The sequence below is a fragment of the Propionivibrio sp. genome (genome assembly GCF_049316945.1).
GTDB lineage: Bacteria > Pseudomonadota > Gammaproteobacteria > Burkholderiales > Rhodocyclaceae > Propionivibrio.
Genome location: NZ_JBMOJE010000026.1, coordinates 18,722 through 36,897, shown reverse-complemented (window position 1 = coordinate 36,897; position 18,176 = coordinate 18,722). Strand labels below are relative to the sequence as shown.

11 protein-coding genes are annotated in these 18,176 nt (G+C 58.3%); 10 read left to right on the top strand and 1 reads right to left on the bottom strand.

Going from position 1 to position 18,176, the window contains the following annotated elements:
- Positions 1-30: 30 nt before the first annotated feature.
- The 8 genes from ACOYNV_RS08305 to ACOYNV_RS08270 all read left to right on the top strand — a co-directional run bounded on the left by ACOYNV_RS08305 (position 31) and on the right by ACOYNV_RS08270 (position 14,743).
- The gene (locus tag ACOYNV_RS08305) at positions 31-282 is read left to right on the top strand and encodes an antitoxin (protein ID WP_422899295.1); all 252 of its coding nucleotides are present in this window, start codon (positions 31-33) and stop codon (positions 280-282) included.
- Positions 282-689 carry a type II toxin-antitoxin system VapC family toxin gene (locus ACOYNV_RS08300; RefSeq protein WP_422899294.1) on the top strand — a complete coding sequence of 136 codons (408 nt, stop codon included), beginning with the start codon at positions 282-284 and terminating at the stop codon, positions 687-689. The genes ACOYNV_RS08305 and ACOYNV_RS08300 overlap by 1 nt, the downstream gene beginning before the upstream one ends.
- Positions 690-934: 245 nt before the next feature.
- Complete coding sequence (locus ACOYNV_RS08295) at positions 935-5,422, top strand: Eco57I restriction-modification methylase domain-containing protein (RefSeq protein WP_422899293.1); 4,488 nt, start codon at positions 935-937, stop codon at positions 5,420-5,422.
- 104 nt (positions 5,423-5,526) lie between these two features.
- Entirely contained in the window at positions 5,527-6,456 is a 930-nt protein-coding gene (locus ACOYNV_RS08290) for a BRO-N domain-containing protein (protein ID WP_422899292.1), read from the top strand.
- A gap of 496 nt (positions 6,457-6,952) precedes the next feature.
- Positions 6,953-9,325, top strand: a complete 2,373-nt coding sequence (locus ACOYNV_RS08285; protein WP_422899291.1) for a TOTE conflict system archaeo-eukaryotic primase domain-containing protein — start codon at positions 6,953-6,955, stop codon at positions 9,323-9,325.
- 141 nt (positions 9,326-9,466) lie between these two features.
- Positions 9,467-11,416: a DNA topoisomerase IV subunit B gene (locus ACOYNV_RS08280; RefSeq protein WP_422899290.1), complete on the top strand. Its 1,950-nt coding sequence runs from the start codon at positions 9,467-9,469 to the stop codon at positions 11,414-11,416.
- A gap of 168 nt (positions 11,417-11,584) precedes the next feature.
- Entirely contained in the window at positions 11,585-13,933 is a 2,349-nt protein-coding gene (gene parC, locus ACOYNV_RS08275) for a DNA topoisomerase IV subunit A (protein WP_422899289.1), read from the top strand.
- Positions 13,934-14,281: 348 nt separating this feature from the next.
- Complete coding sequence (locus ACOYNV_RS08270; RefSeq protein ID WP_422899288.1) at positions 14,282-14,743, top strand: CreA family protein; 462 nt, start codon at positions 14,282-14,284, stop codon at positions 14,741-14,743.
- Between the two features lie 382 nt (positions 14,744-15,125).
- Here the strand turns inward: ACOYNV_RS08270 and sodC are convergent, their stop codons facing one another.
- Entirely contained in the window at positions 15,126-15,650 is a 525-nt protein-coding gene (sodC, locus tag ACOYNV_RS08265) for a superoxide dismutase [Cu-Zn] SodC (RefSeq protein ID WP_422899287.1), read from the bottom strand.
- 470 nt (positions 15,651-16,120) lie between these two features.
- Here sodC and ACOYNV_RS08260 point away from each other — a divergent pair, with 470 nt between their 5' ends.
- Together ACOYNV_RS08260 and ACOYNV_RS08255 are read left to right on the top strand one after the other, a co-directional pair.
- Positions 16,121-17,608 (top strand): ABC transporter ATP-binding protein, encoded by a 1,488-nt coding sequence (locus tag ACOYNV_RS08260; protein ID WP_422899286.1) that lies wholly within the window; start codon positions 16,121-16,123, stop codon positions 17,606-17,608.
- A gap of 7 nt (positions 17,609-17,615) precedes the next feature.
- The gene (locus tag ACOYNV_RS08255; protein WP_422899285.1) at positions 17,616-18,164 is read left to right on the top strand and encodes an SRPBCC family protein; all 549 of its coding nucleotides are present in this window, start codon (positions 17,616-17,618) and stop codon (positions 18,162-18,164) included.
- Positions 18,165-18,176: the final 12 nt, after the last annotated feature.

Sequence of the window (18,176 nt, the reverse complement as noted above, 5' to 3'; positions counted from 1 at the left end):
CTACGATTCCATATGTACAAGGAGGCGGCCATGTTAGCTACCGCAAAACTGTTTCAAACCGGACACAGTCAGGCCGTCCGCTTGCCCAAAGCCTTCAGGCTACCGGGCGACGAGGTATGGGTACATAAGAACGAAGTCACTGGTGTGGTCACGCTCACCCCGAAAAAATGCAAGACCGATGGCCTGGACAAGTTATTCAGGTTGATTGAAGAAGCGACGGTGCCGGAAGAATTCATGGCCGAGCGAGATAATCGGGCAGGTGACTTCCGCGAGATTTTTTGATGCTGATTTATCTGCTCGACACCGACATTTGCAGCGATGCGATCAAACGCAAACAACCAGCGCTATTGAGCAAAATACGCGCTGGACTGGTTAGCGAAGAAATTGCCATTTCCGCCATAACCCGAGGCGAATTGCTCTATGGCCTTGAACTCGTCCCTGATGCCACGACGCTTAAAATCGCCGTTTTCGCATTTCTCGACTACATGCCCTGCCTGGAGTGGCCGGTTGCAGCGGCAGACCACTATGCCAAACTGCGGAGTGCACAAAAGATCACGGGAAACCTCGTCGGCTATATGGACACCCTGATTGCCTGCCATGCCCTCGCTGAAAATCTGATCCTGGTCACCAACAACGAACGGGATTTTGCGCGTATTCCTGGCTTGAGCATCGAAAACTGGACCGTTTGAGTAAGACTAGGAAAATTCCCTGAAACGACTAATCAGCACAACAGGTCTGCAAGCCTTATGAAATGGCGATCTACAAGGCATGCCTTCGAAGAATGGCGTATTCATTGGCTTACCTGGCAGATGAGTTGTAGAACGCCTATTGGCGCGGCTAACAGAAGGGCTTTGCCAGATTCGGCAGACTCCGGCAAGCCTGGAATCTTTACATCAACCTGCTTCGACAAGACCGTCTACTTGGGCCACATACAATGAGCGACATAAAGCTACGCACCCGCCTTGAAGTAGCCCTGAAGTCAACGGCCACGGGCGACTTGCACAAATGCGCTCTCGAATTACTCACCACCCTCGGCTACGCAAGCAACAAAACCCTGGACTGGCCCACACAGCCCGAGTCGTTTGCCAAAGAACTGGAAACACTGCTCGGCGGCAACCATCGGCTTAACGCCGAAGCGGCCTGCCTGGCCGACTGGCAAAGCGTGAACTTCCTGTTCCAACTCACCAACGACGAACTTCCTGCGCTCGCCGCCGGACAAATGAGTTTTTTCAGCGATACCGGAGTCCAGCCCTACCAGATAGAAAGCTTCATCTTTCTGGCGGTTGATCTTAAAACAGGCAACTGGTCTCGCACTCGACTGGCTCGCATCACGCGCGAGGTCAACCGCCTCTTCCCCATGCCGGTAATCATGCTGTTCCGGCATCCTGGGCACGACCAGGAACCCATGCTTTCACTGGCCGTGATCAACCGGCGCAGCCATAAACGCGATACCGCGCGCGATGTGATGGACGGCAAAATTTCCATCATCAAGGACATTGACCTTCATAAGCCGCATGCCGCCCATCTCCGAATCCTGGAAAGCATGGCGCTGGCACCGGTGAGCACGAAATACGTGCCTTCCAGCTTTAACCAGCTCTACGAAGCCTGGATGACCGCGCTGGACGTCAAGGCGTTGAACGAGAAGTTCTACAAGGAGTTGTCCGACTGGTACTTCTGGGCGCTGCGCGAAGAAACCGGGGTGCGCTTTCCCAAAGGCCAGCCGCTGGATGACTCTCACGACCCGGCCATTACCGGCCGCCCGTCAGTAGCCATGATCCGACTGCTTACGCGGCTGATTTTTGTTTGGTTCCTCAAGGAAAAAAGGTTAGTGCCGAGCGAACTTTTTGACGAGAAAGCACTTACCAGCCTTCTGCTCACCGCTCCTTGCTTGCAACCGCGCGAAGGCAACTATTACAAGGCGGTACTGCAAAACCTATTCTTTGCCACCCTGAACACGGAGACCACCGCTGAAGACGAAGACGGAAACAGGCAGCGCGTATGGCGCGAAGATGCTGGCTCCAAGCGACTTGAGAAATACCTTATCCATACGGTTTACCGCTACAAGAAGGAATTCAAGGCTCCTGACGACGCCATTTCACTCTTCCGCAAAGTGCCTTTCCTGAACGGAGGGCTGTTTGAGTGCCTGGACAAATTGGTAACGGATGAAGACCTGGAACGAGACCAAGACCTGGCCGCGCTGGTAGTAACCGAAGGTCGCCAAACCGTGCTGCGCGTGGATGGTTTTTCTGAACGCCCAGAAAACCCGATCTACCTACCTAACGAGCTATTTTTTTCCGACGGTAAAGACGGTGTTGATCTCAACGAGATTTATCAAACCAAGAACCGCAAATACAAACCACGCGGTCTGCTGAAGATATTTGAAAGCTACAAGTTCACCATCGAAGAGAACACCCCGGTAGAAGAAGAAGTCGCCCTCGACCCGGAACTCTTGGGAAAGGTATTCGAAAACCTGCTGGCCAGCTACAACCCGGACACCAAAACCACCGCCCGCAAGAAAAGCGGCTCGTTCTACACCCCGCGCGAAGTGGTCGATTACATGGTGGATGAGGCATTGGTGGCTTACTTTGCCCGCTACTTGAACCCATCTCCCGCAAGCGGGAGAGGGGCAGGGGTGAGGGCGGATAATCTACCACCACACCCCAACCCACCCGCCAAACTGCCAGATGACATTCGCGCTTATGCCCGTGAACTGCGCACCAGACAGACAGATGCAGAAACCCTGCTCTGGCATCTACTCCGTAACCGTCATTTCCTTGACCTGAAATTTCGTCGCCAACATCCTGAAAGCCGCTACATCCTCGATTTTTACTGCGCTGAAATTAAACTTGCCATTGAACTGGACGGCAGCCAGCACATGGAACAAGCGGACTACGATCAGGCGCGTACTGAATTTCTGGAAAAACAGGGAATTCGCGTATTGCGGTTCTGGAATAATCAACTACTTATGGAAACGGAAGGGGTGCTTGAGGCGATCTATCAAGCCGTGATGGATATCCAAGCCCCCTCACCCCCTGCCCCTCTCCCGCTTGCGGGAGAGGGGAGTGAAACCCGCCTGCGCCAGCTTCTCAGCTACCGCCACAGCGGGCACGACTTCAATGCTGGTGAAACACAGCAACTGATCCACGCTATCGAACAACTGCGCGTTCTTGATCCGGCCTGTGGTTCGGGCGCCTTTCCCATGGGTATCCTGCAAAAGCTGGTGCATGTACTGCGCAAGCTTGACGACAACCCTCCCAACGCGCTGTGGAAAGCACAAAACCGCTGCCCGCTGGAACAACATCTGGTCAGCGCCAAAACCTTGCCCGACCCCAACCTACGCGAAGAGCAGATCGCCCAGGCGCAGGCTGCCCTGATCAAATTCGACCAGGATTTCGCTGACCCGGACTATGCAGACTACGCCCGCAAGCTCTACCTGATCGAAAAATGCCTGTATGGCGTGGACATACAGCCCGTAGCGGTGCAGATCGCCAAACTTCGCTTCTTCGTCTCGCTGGTGGTCGAACAGAAGCTCGACGCCGGGCACAACCGGCTCACCCCGTTGCCCAATCTGGAAACCAAGATTGTCGCCGCCAACTCGCTGCTGCCTATCCCGCGCACCTCCCGCCAAGGCCAGTTGTTCGACAGCCCTGCCGTCGCCGAAAAGGAAGCTGAACTGCGCGAAGCCAACGCCAGTCACTTCGCTGCCAAGCGTTTCTCCGACAAGCGCAAGCGCAAAGCGCGCATCCTGCGCTTGCGCGACGAACTGGTAGCCTTGCTAAAAGCTGAACACATGTTGCGTGACCCCGGCGACGCTGACCGCATGGCTGCCTGGGATCCGTTTGACCAGAACCGTCACGCCGACTTTTTCGATCCCGAATGGATGTTCGGCTTCTCACGCGGCTTCGACGTGCTCATCGGCAACCCGCCCTATGTGCGGCACGAATCCATCAAGGACGACAAGCCGCGCTACAAGCCGCACTACGACTGCTACAACGGCACGGCTGACTTGTATGTGTACTTCTACGAACGCTCGTTCCAGTTGCTCAACCCCTACGGGTGCTTAAGCTTCATCACCAGCAACAAATGGTTCCGTGCCAAATACGGTGAAGACCTGCGCCGCTACATGGTCAGCCACACCAAGATGCGCCAGATCATCGACTTTGGCGACGAAGCCGTCTTCGATGCGCTGGCTTATCCGACCATCGTCATAGCCACCAAACGGGTCAAGCCGGTCGCCTTGGACGAAGTGCGCAACGACGTATTGGCCTTGAATTGGGACAGCAACAACCCGGCGCACCAGGTCGCGCACTTCCCGGAGGTGTTTGCCGCCGAGCATTTTTCCGTTCCACAAGCGGAATTGAAAGTGGGCGGCTGGCAACTGGAACCACCGACTCAGCGCCGCCTGCTGGAGCGTTTGCGTAAGGCCGGGCAACCCTTAGGAGATTACTGCCAGGGTTACTTCTATCGTGGGATTTTGACTGGACTGAACGAAGCCTTCGTCATTTCCCGCGAACAACGGGATGAAATGATTTCCCAAGACCCGAAATCGGCTGAAATCATAAAACCGTTTTTGCGGGGCAAGGACATCAAGCGCTGGAACGTCCAGTTCGCTGAGCAATACCTTATCAAGATTGAATCGTCTGAAAACAAGCAACATCCTTGGAGTGGATTGCTGCTGGCTAAAGCCGAAAAATTGTTTGCAAAAACTTACCCTGCCATTTACGCCTGGTTTATTTCCGAAGGAAAACGGCAACAGCTCATTGACCGGTCTGATCAAGGCCACTACTTTTGGGAATTACGGTCTTGCGCATATTGGGAAAAGTTCGAGCAGCCAAAAATCATCATCCCAGCTATTGCAGCGAGTCCAATTGCATCAGTTGACGAGCTTGGTTATTTCAGCAACAACAAATCCACAATTTTCATTCCCGCTTCTATCGCACTAGCCACATCATGCGTTAACTCGCCGATCGCAGCTTGGCTAGCGACCCAGACTTTTGCCACCAAACAGGGCGGGTTCTTCGACTTTGAGCCGCGCTACTCCGGGCAAATTCCGATAGCAACAACGACCCCGCCCCAACTTGCTTCAATCGAATGGCTCGTTAGGGCAATCACAATAGGAATTGCCGCGTTAGAGTATGAACGACTCCTCAATGGCCTAGTTTACGAACTGTTCTTCCCCGAAGAATTGCACGCCAAAGGTATCCGCCTGTTCGACGCTTGCACCGAGGCCGGCATCGCCGATTGGCCTGCGCCAGAGGTAATCGAGGGCAAGAAGAATCCCGAAGCGGTTGCGCGGCTTGGATGGAACCTACATGCCAAAAGCACAGCCGAAGAAATCTTCCAGCCCAGCCACCCTATCTACGGCATGTTGTTCGAGTTGCAAGCCGTGGAGGTTGTCCGCTTGATTGAGGGTGTAGCGTGACCGTACTCACACCCCATCTACGCCATGCTCTTCGAACTGCAATCGCTGGACGTGGTGCGCCTCATCGAGAGGCGTGAATAGTACGGAATCAGGGAGCAAACATAATGAGCAAGAAAATCATGACATCTGCCGAATCTGAAAAACACCTCGTAGTCTTTCAGGAAAAAGCAATCCGCCGAACCTGGCACAACGAGGAATGGTGGTTCTCGGTTGTCGATGTCTGCGGTGTGCTGACCGATAGTCCAGATCACGGCGCTTATTGGCGCAAGCTAAAACAGCGGCTGATTTCGGAGGGTAGTGAAGCTGTGACATTTTGTCACGGGTTGAAACTTGAAGCCCAGGACGGCAAGCAGCGAGTAAGCGACTGCGCCAACACCGAGGGACTGTTTCGCATCATCCAGTCCGTCCCCTCGCCCAAGGCCGAACCCTTCAAGCGTTGGTTGGCGAAAGTGGGTTACGAGCGCGTCAAGGAAATCGAAAACCCGGAACTGGCCGGCACCCGCGCTCGCGAGCTATACCAGGCCAAGGGTTACCCGCAGGCGTGGATCGAAAAACGCTTGCGCTCGATTGCCGTGCGCGGCGAACTGACCGACGAATGGAAGGAACGCGGTGTGCAGGAGGGCAAGGAATACTCCATCCTGACCGCCGAAATCGCCCGCGCCACCTTCGGCGTCACGCCGGGCGCCCATAGCCGGCTCAAGGGGCTGGACAAGGTCAAGACCGGCAACAACCTGCGCGACCACATGACCGATCTGGAGCTGATTTTCACCATGCTGGGAGAAGCCGGCACGACGGAAATCGCCCGGCGCAAGGATGCCCAAGGCTTTGCCGATAACCGCAGAGCTGCCAGGGAAGGCGGCACCGTTGCCGGCGATGCGCGCAAGGCGCTGGAAGCCAAGAGCGGCAAGCCGGTCGTGAGTAAAGCGAACTATCTGGAAGTGCCCGTCGCGGCAACCGCATTGGAAGATGCCGCCGTGTCGACTATTAAAAGCAAGGCGGCTATTCGCAAGAAATTGGGTGAGAGCAAGACGTAACTGCCTTGCTTGCCTCCGCCCAGTCGCAGCATGGATGTCGCGGGTTTATTTTCAACTTTCCATAAGATTTCGATGTCGAACGACCGCTCGACGCCAAGGGATTCCTTGGTGAGCGTATGGCATCCGGCACCTACCGTGAAACCACCGATCAACCTGCTTTCTCGAAGCTGATGAATTTACAACAGGCGATTGATAAAAGTCGCTCATTTCGCAAGCTATGTAGGGAATGGTCGAAACAGATGGCATGACGCATTTGAGCTGGTTCTGGTAGAAATTTCGGGGATGAGGAATGCGGTTATTACTTCACTGAATTTCATACGGGAAGGCTGCAGACCTCATGGATTGGCGTTATACAGACTATGTGCCTGAAGAATGGCGTATTTAATGCTTCTTCGTCTTGCTTGCTTGTAGAACGCCTATTAATGAGGATTACAGAGGATGTGTTTTTTTGGTAACTTAGCCAGGGACAACAAGAAATCCAGTCAGGACGATGCGCGTGACTCAGTCCCCACCTGAAGATGTAAGCCATCTGCGCGAAGAGAATGCACGCCTGGTGGCGCTATTGGAAGCCAGCGGGATCGACTGGCGTTTGCCGCCGAAGCTGGAACCTTTGGCGGCCAATCCGGTAGTGATTCCGGCAGCAATCGAACCGTCGCGATTCAGCCCCGAGCAAAAAGTATCGCTATTTCGCCGCCTGTTCCGGGGCCGTACCGACGTCTATCCGGTCCGCTGGGAGAGCAAATCCACCGGCAGGCCGGGCTACGCGCCGGCCTGCGCCAACGAGTGGCGTGTCGGCGTTTGCGAGAAGCCGCGCATCAAGTGTGCGGATTGCGGCAATCGCCTGCTGATACCGCTGTCGGACGAAGTCATCTACAAGCACCTCACCGGCGATCACACAATCGGCGTCTATCCGCTGCTGCCCGACGACACCTGCCATTTCCTCGCCGTCGATTTCGACGAGTCCGAATGGAAAGAGGATATTCTGGCCTTCGTTCAGTCTTGTCGCGAACTGGGTGTGCCGGTGGCCCTCGAAATTTCGCGTTCGGGCAATGGTGCGCACGCCTGGCTGTTCTTCGCCGGCAGCGTGTCGGCACGCGATGCGCGTCGGCTTGGCACAGCGATCATCAGCCACACCTGCGCCCGCACCCAGCAACTGAAGCTCGAATCCTACGACCGCCTTTTCCCCAATCAGGACACCCTGCCCAAAGGTGGCTTCGGCAACCTGATCGCCTTGCCCCTGCAGAAAAAGCCGCGCGAAAACGGCTGCAGCGTATTCGTTGATGACGCCCTGAATCCCTATTGTGACCAATGGGCCTTCCTCGCCTCAATCCAGGCGATGCCGGCTCACGACATCGAGCCAACCATCCTGCGTGCCACCGGCGGCGTGCATCCGCTCGATGTGGCGTTCATCGAGGAGGAGGATTACAAGGAACCGTGGAAGCGAATTGCACCGACCAGCAAACGGCTGGCTGGACCGATGCCGGAATCGCTCACCCTGAGGCTGGCCAATCTCATCTACTTCGAGAAGGCGCAACTGCCGCAAGCGCTGGCCAATCGCCTGATCCGCCTCGCCGCCTTCCAGAATCCGGAATTCTATAAGGCGCAGGCGATGCGCTTTTCGGTGTGGGACAAACCCCGTGTGATCTGCAGTGCGGAAAACTACCCGAAGCACATCGCCTTGCCGCGCGGCTGCCTGGATACGGCGCTGGACCTGCTGAAGGAAAATGGTATCCGCTGCGATGTGCATGATGAGCGCTTCGTCGGCCAGCCAATCGATGCTTCTTTCGCCGGGACGCTGCGACTCGATCAGGAAACGGCAGTGGCCAACATGCTGCATCACGACAGCGGCGTGTTAAGCGCACCAACCGCTTTCGGCAAGACGGTGATCGCGGCGGCGATGATCGCCCGGCGCGGCATCAACACCCTCGTTCTGGTGCACCGCACCGAGTTGCTGAGGCAATGGCAAGAGCGTCTGCAAGCCTTTCTCGGCGTTGGCAAGGGTGTGGTGGGAAGCATCGGCGGCGGCAAGCCCAGGCCTACCGGCAAGATCGACATCGCCGTGATGCAGTCGCTGTCCCGCCAGGACGAGATCAACCCGCTGGTCGAAAACTACGGCCAGGTCATTGTCGATGAATGCCACCACGTCGGCGCCAAGTCGTTTGAAGCGATCCTCAAGCGTGTCAGGGCCAAATACGTGCTCGGGCTGAGCGCCACGCCAATCCGGCGCGACGGCCAGCAGCCGATCATCTTCATGCAATGCGGACCGATCCGGCACACGGCAGCGCGCCCGGAGAGTGCGCCGCACGACCTGGAAGTCGCACCGCACAGGGTGGACACGCGCATCGATCTGCCGCAGGAAGCGGGCATTCAGGACGTTTTCCGCCACATTGCCAATGATCCGCAGCGGACGGCAGCGATTGCCGCTGAGGTCGAAACCGCCTACTGCCAAGGCCGCAAGGTGCTGGTACTGACCGAGCGCACCGAGCATCTTGATGCAATCCTGGCTGCCTTGCCTGAAAAGATAGCGTCGATCTTCGTGCTGCACGGTCGCCTGTCGAAGAAACTGCGCGCCACGCTGATCGCGGAACTCGACGCGCTATCACCGGATGCACCGCGTGTCTTGCTCGCCACCGGAAAACTGGTTGGCGAAGGCTTTGACCATCCGCCACTCGACACGCTGGTGCTGGCCATGCCGGTTTCGTGGAAAGGAACGCTGCAGCAATACGCGGGCCGTCTGCACCGCGAACATGCGACCAAAACCGACGTGCGCATCATCGACTTCGTGGACAGCGGCCACCCGGCGCTGCTGCGCATGTGGGATAAACGTCAGCGTGGCTACCGGGCGATGGGCTACAGAATCAAGGAATGATCCTCGGTTCTGTGCATTGCCACCAACAACAAGGAGTTCGGTAGTAAACTGCGCACCATCAAAACGCAAGGGCCGGATTCACGCTGGCCTTTGTCTTTCCGGCGAAGTACCGGAAACACGCATGCTGGAGAATCCCGCGCAATGAGTTACACCGCAGAATCCATTTCCGTTCTCAAGGGACTGGAGCCCGTTCGCCATCGGCCTGGCATGTACACGCGCACCGACCACCCGCTGCACATCATTCAGGAAGCCATCGACAACGCCGCCGACGAAGCGCTGGGCGGCTACTGCAAGCGCATTGTGGTGACCCTGCACAGCGACGGATCGGTGTCGATCCAGGATGACGGGCGCGGCATCCCGGTCGAGATTCACCCGGTCGAGAAGGTGCCGACGGTCGAAGTGGTATTCACCCAACTGCACGCCGGCGCCAAATTCGACAAGGCCGATGGCACCTCGGCTTACCGCTTTTCGGGCGGTCTGCACGGCGTCGGCGTTTCGGTCACCAACGCGCTGTCCACCCGCCTTGAGGTCGAGGTCACGCGCGAGGGTGCTCGGCACCAGCTCGCCTTCTCTGGCGGCGCGCTGATCGAACCGCTGCAACGCATCGGCGATGCGCCGAAAAAAGCCAGCGGAACCCGCGTGCGCACCTGGCCGGACCCGCAATTCTTCGATTCGCCCAACATTCCCGTCAACGAACTCGAACGTCTGCTGCGCAGCAAGGCGGTGCTGCTGCCCGGCCTTGAAATCGTGCTGGCCATCGAGAATGGCGCCACCACCACCTGGCGCTTTGCCGACGGAATGCAGCAATACCTGACCGAACAGCTCGACGGGGAATTGGTGGCGCCAATGTTCACCGCCGAGAAATACGCACCACCCGGCGACGAAAACTTCCCGGTCGGTTCCGGCGCGGCATGGGCCATCTGCTGGAGCGCCGAGGGCAATCTGGCGCGCGAATCCTATGTCAATCTGATCCCCACCCCGGCCGGCGGCACGCACGAAACCGGGTTGCGCCAGGCCGCTTTCGACGCCGTCAAGAGTTTTGCAGAACACCGCGCGCTGCTGCCCAAGGGCGTCAAGCTGGCCGCCGAAGATGTCTTTTCACGCGCCAGTTACGTGCTCGCCGCCCGTGTGCTCGACCCCTCTTTCCAGGGGCAGACCAAGGAGCGCCTGAACTCGCGTGATGCCGTGGCGCTGGTCTCGCGCATGGTGCGCGACCCACTCGAACTGTGGCTCAACGAACACCCGGACGACGCCAGGAAAATCACCGAACTGGCCATCCGCGCCGCTCAGGCGCGTTCGCGTGCCGGGCAGAAGATCGAGAAACGCAAGCAGTCGGGCGTCGCCATCCTGCCCGGCAAACTCTCGGATTGCCAGAGCGAAGACATTCGGCGCAACGAGATTTTCCTGGTTGAAGGCGATTCGGCCGGCGGCTCGGCCAAATCCGGCCGCGACAAGGAGTTACAGGCGATTCTGCCTTTGCGCGGCAAGGTGCTTAATACTTGGGAAGTCGAGGCCGGTAGCCTGTTTGGCAACCGCGAGGTGCACGACATTGCCGTCGCGCTCGGCATCGATCCGCACGCCGCGCATGCGCCAGCCAGCGTGCTCGACAACCTGCGTTACGGCAAGGTGGTGATCATGACCGATGCCGACGTTGACGGCAGCCACATCCGCGTCCTGCTGTGCACGCTGTTCTACCGCCACTTTCCCAGACTGATCGAACAGGGCCACCTGTATTTCGCGCAGCCGCCGCTCTACCGACTCGACGTGCCGGGCCATGGCAAGAACCGCCCGCCGCGCAAGCTCTACGCGCTCGACAACACCGAGCGCGAAGCGATGCTCGACCGCCTGCGTCTGGAAGGCATCAAGCCCGAAGCGGTGGTTCTTTCGCGCTTCAAGGGTCTCGGCGAAATGAATCCGGAACAGCTCTGGGAAACCACCATGTCGCCCGACACCCGCCGCCTGATGCGCATCCGCCAGCCCGGCGCCGATGAGGCCAACCCGGTAATGAACATGCTGATGGCCAAGAACGAATCGGCCGGACGGCGGGCGTGGATGGAAGCCAATGGGGCGCTGATCGGGGCGGAGATTTGATTGAAAGACTGAAATTAACCACGGCGAACACGGCGGGCACGGCGAAATGCAAAAAGCGAAAATCGTTATTCATATTTGCCAAACTACGTACCTCAAGATATTGCCCTCTTATGATTTTCGCCGTGTTCGCCGTGCCCGCCGTGGTTAAACAGCTTTTTAAAGATTGATATGCCCAGCACCCCTGACCTGTTCGACGATTTGTTGCCCCCCGCGCCACCAACGCCGCCAGCTCCAGCAATACCGGAAGACGACGACGGCGAAAGTATCCTGCTGCACGAATCGGCCTCGCGCGATTACCTTGAATACGCCATCGCCGTGGTCAAGGGTCGCGCTCTGCCGGATGTGAAGGACGGCCAGAAGCCGGTGCAGCGTCGCGTCCTTTTCGCCATGCGCGAGCTCGGACTGATGGGCGGCGCCAAGCCGGTGAAGTCGGCACGCGTCGTCGGCGACGTGATCGGCAAATACCACCCGCACGGCGACACCTCCGCCTACGACGCCATGGTGCGCGTGGCGCAGCCCTTTTCGCTGCGCTACCCGCTGGTCGACGGGCAAGGCAATTTCGGCTCGCGCGACGGCGACAACGCGGCCGCCATGCGCTACACCGAAGCGCGTCTGGCGCCGATTGCCGAACTGCTGCTCGGCGAACTCGGCGAAGGCACCGTCGACTTCCAGCCGAACTACGACGGTTCGTTCGAGGAACCGGCCTTCCTGCCCGCCCGCCTGCCGTTCGCGCTGCTCAACGGCGCGTCGGGAATCGCCGTCGGCATGGCCACCGAAATGCCTGCGCACAACCTGCGCGAAGTCGCGGCGGCGGCCATCCACAAGATCCACAATCCCTCAGCCGGCGTCGCCGAACTGATGGAGCACATCCCCGGCCCCGATTATCCGGGTGGCGGCCAGATTATCTCTTCCGCCGCCGAAATCGCCAGCGCCTACAGCACGGGGCGCGGCAGCCTGCGCGTGCGCGCCCGCTACGAATTCGAGGACATGGCGCGTGGCGCCTGGCAACTGGTGATCAAGGAACTGCCGCCCGGCGTTTCCAGCGCCAAGGTACTTTCCGAAATCGGCGCACTGATGAACCCGCAGCCCAAGCCCGGCAAGAAATCGATCGAACAGTCGGCGGCGCAGTTGAAGGCCCTGTTCGCCTCGCAACTCGAACGTGCACGCGACGAATCGGGCAAGGATGCCGACATCCGTCTCGTCTTCGAGCCGAGCAGTTCGCGCCTCGACCGTGACGAATTCGTCGCCCTGCTGCTCGCCCACACCAGCCTTGAAACCACCGCGCCGATCAACCTGGTGGCCGTCGGCATCGATGGTCGTCCGTGCCAGAAGACGCTGGCCGACCTGGTCGGCGAGTGGTGCCGGTTCCGCCTGCAGACGGTTGTCCGGCGTACCGAATTCCGCCTGGCCAAGACCAACGACCGCATCCACATCCTCGAAGGCCGGCACATCGTCTTCCTGCATATCGACGAGGTGATCCGCGTCATTCGCGAGTCGGACGAACCCAAGCCGGCGCTGATCGAACGCTTCCTGCTCTCGGATCGCCAGGCCGAAGACATCCTCGAAATCCGCCTGCGCCAGCTGGCGCGGCTCGAAGGCATCAAGATCGAGCAGGAACTGGCGAAACTGCGCGGCGAGAAGGAAGAACTGCTCAAGCTGCTCGGCAACGATACACTGCTGCGCAAGCTGGTAGTGCGCGAAATCAAGGCCGACGCCGCCAAGCATGGCGATGAGCGCCGCACCCTGATCCAGTCGGCGGCGATGGCTTCGCGCTCGGAAATGGCGGCCGTCGCCGACGAGCCGGTAACGCTGATCGTCTCCGAAAAAGGCTGGGCGCGCGTCCGTCAAGGGCATAACCTCGACCTCTCGGCGGTCACCTTCAAGGATGGCGACAGCCTCGGTTCGACACACGAATGCCGTTCGGTCGATTCGCTGGTCATCCTGTCGACCGAAGGCCGCGCCTTCACCCTGCCGATTTCCAGCCTGCCCGACGGGCGCGGCATGGGTACGCCGCTACCTTCCTTCATCGAAATCGGTGCCGGGAAAATCGCCCACGTGCTGATCGGCCAACCGGAAGACGAGTTGCTGGTGGCCAAGACCTCCGGCTATGGTTTCGTATGCACCTTCGGCGACCTGCTCTCGCGCCAGAAGGCCGGAAAATCCTTCCTGACCATGGAGGACGGCGCGCTCATCCTGCCTCCCGTGCGCGTAGCCGGCAAGGATCACGTGGCGGCACTGACCGAAGACGGCCGCCTTCTCGTGTTCACGCTCGACCAGATGAAGCGGCTTTCCAGCGGCAAGGGCGTGCAGATCATCGGCCTCAAAGGCAAGGAAACGCTAAAGGCGATCATCGCCGCCAAGGGGCCGGTAGTCAGCATCAAGGGAACGTTCCGCAACAAGGCCAAGACGCTGCTGTCGGATGAAAAACATGTCGGCCAACGCGCACGGCGTGGTGCGGTCGTCGGCCTGGTCAATCAACCGTCGATTGAGTGCCTGCCGGAGAAAGGCAATTCTTAGCCCGTCACATTCAAATGCTTCACCACCAAGTCGACCGCAGGAAGTGCAGAGCCACCAAGGCAGGGTAAATTTGTTCTAACCCATCCGGCGTCATACCGGCGAAGGCCGGTATCCAGATTCGTCCATCTGATCAAGATGTTAAAAGACCTATTTGATCAACGAACTGGATTCCGGGTCAAGCCCGGAATGACGGCGGATTGTTGAACAAATTTACCCTGAAGTTAACTTCCTGTCTTTCTTGGTGAAACTTGGTGCCCTTGGTGGCTCTGCACTTCCTACGGTCGACTTGGTGGTGAGTCTTTACCTTGTCTTTTCGTCACTCGCAACTTGCCTACCGGAGCTCTTTCCATGCACAAGAAACCCACTCTGCTCCTCGCTCTCACCCTGCTCTCCACACCCGCCCTGGCCGAGAAGATCGGCTGCGTCACCACCGAATGGAAGCTGATCGGCGCCAACCACAAGGTCTGCGTCGAATCGTTTGCCGACCCGAAGGTGCCGGGCGTTACCTGCCACGTCAGCCAGGCCCGGACCGGCGGGGTCAGCGGCAGCTTCGGACTGGCGCAAGATCCGTCGCAATTCTCGCTGGCCTGCCGGCAGACCGGCCCGATTACCTTGCCCGACAAACTGCCCAAGGAAGCCACGGTATTCACCGAGGATACCTCGATTTTCTTCAAGGAAACCCGCGTCATCCGACTATGGGATGAAGCCAACCGCACCCTGGTTTATCTGGCCATCAGCCGCAAGCTGATCGACGGCGCACCGGCCAACAGCATCTCGACCGTCCCTGTCATGCCTTGGGGCCCGCGCTAAAGTTATGCAACGGCATGGTCTGGAAGGCGCATGAAATGGTCGTCTACAAGTATAGTGCCGTGCACGCCAATAGCCATGTGGCTTGCACGGCATGCCTCTCCGGGATCGCCTATTGACGTGCATTACAGGGCAGCAGCCAAGAAAAACCCCACTGCCGTGGGGCTAGTCTTGCGACGCTGGCAAGTGCCTGACAGGCACTTCAAAAAAGTCTCTACTTGTAATAGCCGACCGCACACACCTGGTCGCCTATCTTGGTTACGTAAACAACCTTCGCTACAGGATCGGTCTGTCCGGGACGCGGCCACATGTAGGAAACTTCGGAAATCGCTCCGTCCTTGGCGGAGGCGGATGAAACTTGCAGGTTGTTCAGTGCCTCCTGGCACTACGGAATGACACCGCAAACAACGCGCACACCGCCACCACCCAGCGGCGCCGGATGATCGGCGTGATTGTCGCCACCGGCATGAACCATCAGCGAACGACCCTTGATATCGGCCATCTTCAGCCTCGGCGCCAGCACCGGATTGGTGGCTGTCCCCGTGGCATCGACATAAAGCGCCGGCAAATCGCCGAGATGCCCGTCACCCCAGGGCGAGCCATGCCGCTTGGTCGCGGCCGGGTCATAGTGCCCGCCAGCCGCCAGGGCGGGAACCACCTTGCCATTCATTTCCCTGGCCTGGCAACTCGAGTTCTCATGCACATGAAAACCGTGCAGGCCCGGCGAAAGACCGGTCAGCGATGGCGTAAAAACAAGGCCATAGGTACTTTCGCTGACCACCACCTGCCCTACCGACTGGCCGACACCTTTATCGTCAACCGCATTCATCTCAACGGCCACATCGGCTTGCGCCATAGCGCAGGCCGAAAGTGTGACCGTCGCCAAAAACACTCTTGTTCGCGCGTCCATGAATCCTCCTGTAGCGGTTTAAACAGAGGCCGAACCCTTGGCCAGTGGCCATTCGCAGCGTGCCCAGTGGCAATCCGGACAACCGGGTCAAGCTCAAAACAATCGACATGCGGATAACAGGAACGATTCCCGAAATCAGGTTATTTATTTTGAGATCAAAGCGGCCAGGTTCAATTTCTGATACATGAGGCGGATTACAAATTCTTACAAATTCTTGATTCCATCCTTACCGTCGTTTGCATACACTTCTCTTCGCGACTTGATCGCTGTGTTTCTTTCGATAATCTCTACTGGAGTCCTCACCATGGCCGCAAAGAAAAAAGGCAAGGGCAAGAAAAAAGCTTCCTAAGCTGATCCCGGGCAGGCTCAGCCTGTTTCGCGAACGACAAGAAAGCAGGCGCGAGTCTGCTTTTTTGTTATCTCATCGGGCATTTGACACAATGCCTGAATCCTTCTGAATGCAGGCTTTGATGACTTTCGCACTGCCCACCGCTTTCCGTCCCCGCGATTTTTTCCGTTTCCTGATCGGCTCGGCGATGTTCGCCATGCTGGCGATGATTCTGGTGCAGGAATTCTGCGGGGCAGCGACAACCTGGCTGGTAATCAAGATTGCCCGCGACATCACCGAAGACAACATCTCGGCGGGCCACTTCGGCTGGATCGTCGTTGCGCAAACGGTCTCTTATCTCGCCGGTGCGGTGAGCTGGATCTTCGCCGAGCGCGCCGGTTTCGGCGCCTACTCGCGCTACATGCTGCACTTCGCCCGCCAGAACCGCTACCAGACGGCCTTGCTGGGCGACACCAGTGCCCGCGAACAGACCGAGCCCTTTCTCACCAGTGAAACCTTCCACGTCTGCTTCGAGCTGATCTACACCTTGCAGTTTCATCTGCGCCTGTTCTTCCAGTTGTTGTTCAACTCGCTGGTACTCGGGATGGAAATCGACGCCGGTTTGCCGATGGCCTTTGCTGCCGCCTTCATCATTCTTGCGACCTTGCAATGGTTCCTGCGCAAGCCGCTGGCGGAGGCCTACCTGCACAACCAGCGCATGACCAACCGCATGACGGCCCGCACCTATAACGCCTGGGACAACATCTTCAGCGGCAACCGCTACAACTTCGCCTTCTGGCACCGGGATTTCCGGCAGCGCCTGACCGAGGCGCTGGCTGCGCAGATTCGCGCCATCCTGCTGCGTGAAGGCTGGAGCGCGGTCAGCGGCTTGATTGCGCTAGTACTGGTGTTATCGACCACGGCCTGGATCGCCATTCAGGATGTCGGCGATACCGTGCTGCTGATCGCCCTGGCCGCCACGCTGCCCAGACAGATCGAGATGACGCTGGACATGCACCAATTGACGGCGGGGCTCACCGACCTGCTGGCGGTATGGACGCGCATCAAGGGTGTCTGCGAACACTTGCGACCGCTGCCTGATGCCGGCTTTATCGGGCGTATCGGTTTCGGCCGCATCTTGCTCAAGGAGGGTGAACACGAACGAAGCTGTACCTCGCTGGCCGACGCCGTGCAGCACGCGCTGGCAGGACAAAGCGGACTGATTACGGTGCGCGGCGGCAACGGCAGCGGCAAATCGACGCTACTGGCCGCACTCAAGGCGCAACTGCGCGGCAAGGCCTACTACTGGCCAACTCAGGATCGGCTGGCTTTCGCGTTCAACTCCGGCAAGACATTACCCGCGGCAACGGTAGAAAACGAGGCCGATTCCGACGATGCTGAAGAAATACGGGCCGCCGAAGAAGCGGCACAGAAGAAAGGCTACTCGTCGGGCGAACGGCAACTGCAGGTGTTGCGCGAGATCGTCGCCAACACCGACTATCCGGTTTATTTGCTTGACGAGTGGGATGCCAACCTCGATGCCACCAACCGTGCCGCCGCCGTCGCGCTGGTTGAGGAACTTGCACAGCGGGCCCGGGTGATTGAAATATCGCACCGGGATAAACATTGACTCGGCCATGCTGAATCTGCCCCGCATTGCGGCCTGTTTCCTGATGATCATGAGTGGTGCAGCATTCGCTGTCGAGCCAGAGATTGTGGTCAACATCGAGAAAATCGGGGAAGCCTTTGTCGTAGAAGCAACGATCGATGTCCAGGCGCCTTTGCGTATGGCCTGGGAGGTTCTCACTGACTTCGACAACATGGCCGGCATTCTGAGCAACCTGACATCAAGCAAGATCATCCGGCGCAAAGACAACATCGTGTTTGTGCTGCAGGAGGGAAGTGCGAGGTATGGAATCTTTTCCTATTCATTTGCGTCAGAAAGGGAAATCCGGATGGAGCCGATGAAGCGGATTCTTGCCCGTCAGATCGCCGGCAATGCAAAGCGCTTTGAAAGCGAGCTTGAACTGACGCAAAAAGGGCAGCGCACACTGCTTCGCTACCATGCCGAGATCGTTCCTGATTCAGGCATTGCCCGAACCTTTGGCGGCCCCTTCATCCAGCATGAGGTCGAGGAACAGTTCACCGCCATGGCCGCAGAAATGATGCGACGGAAAACCCCTTAGAAACCTGTGGGC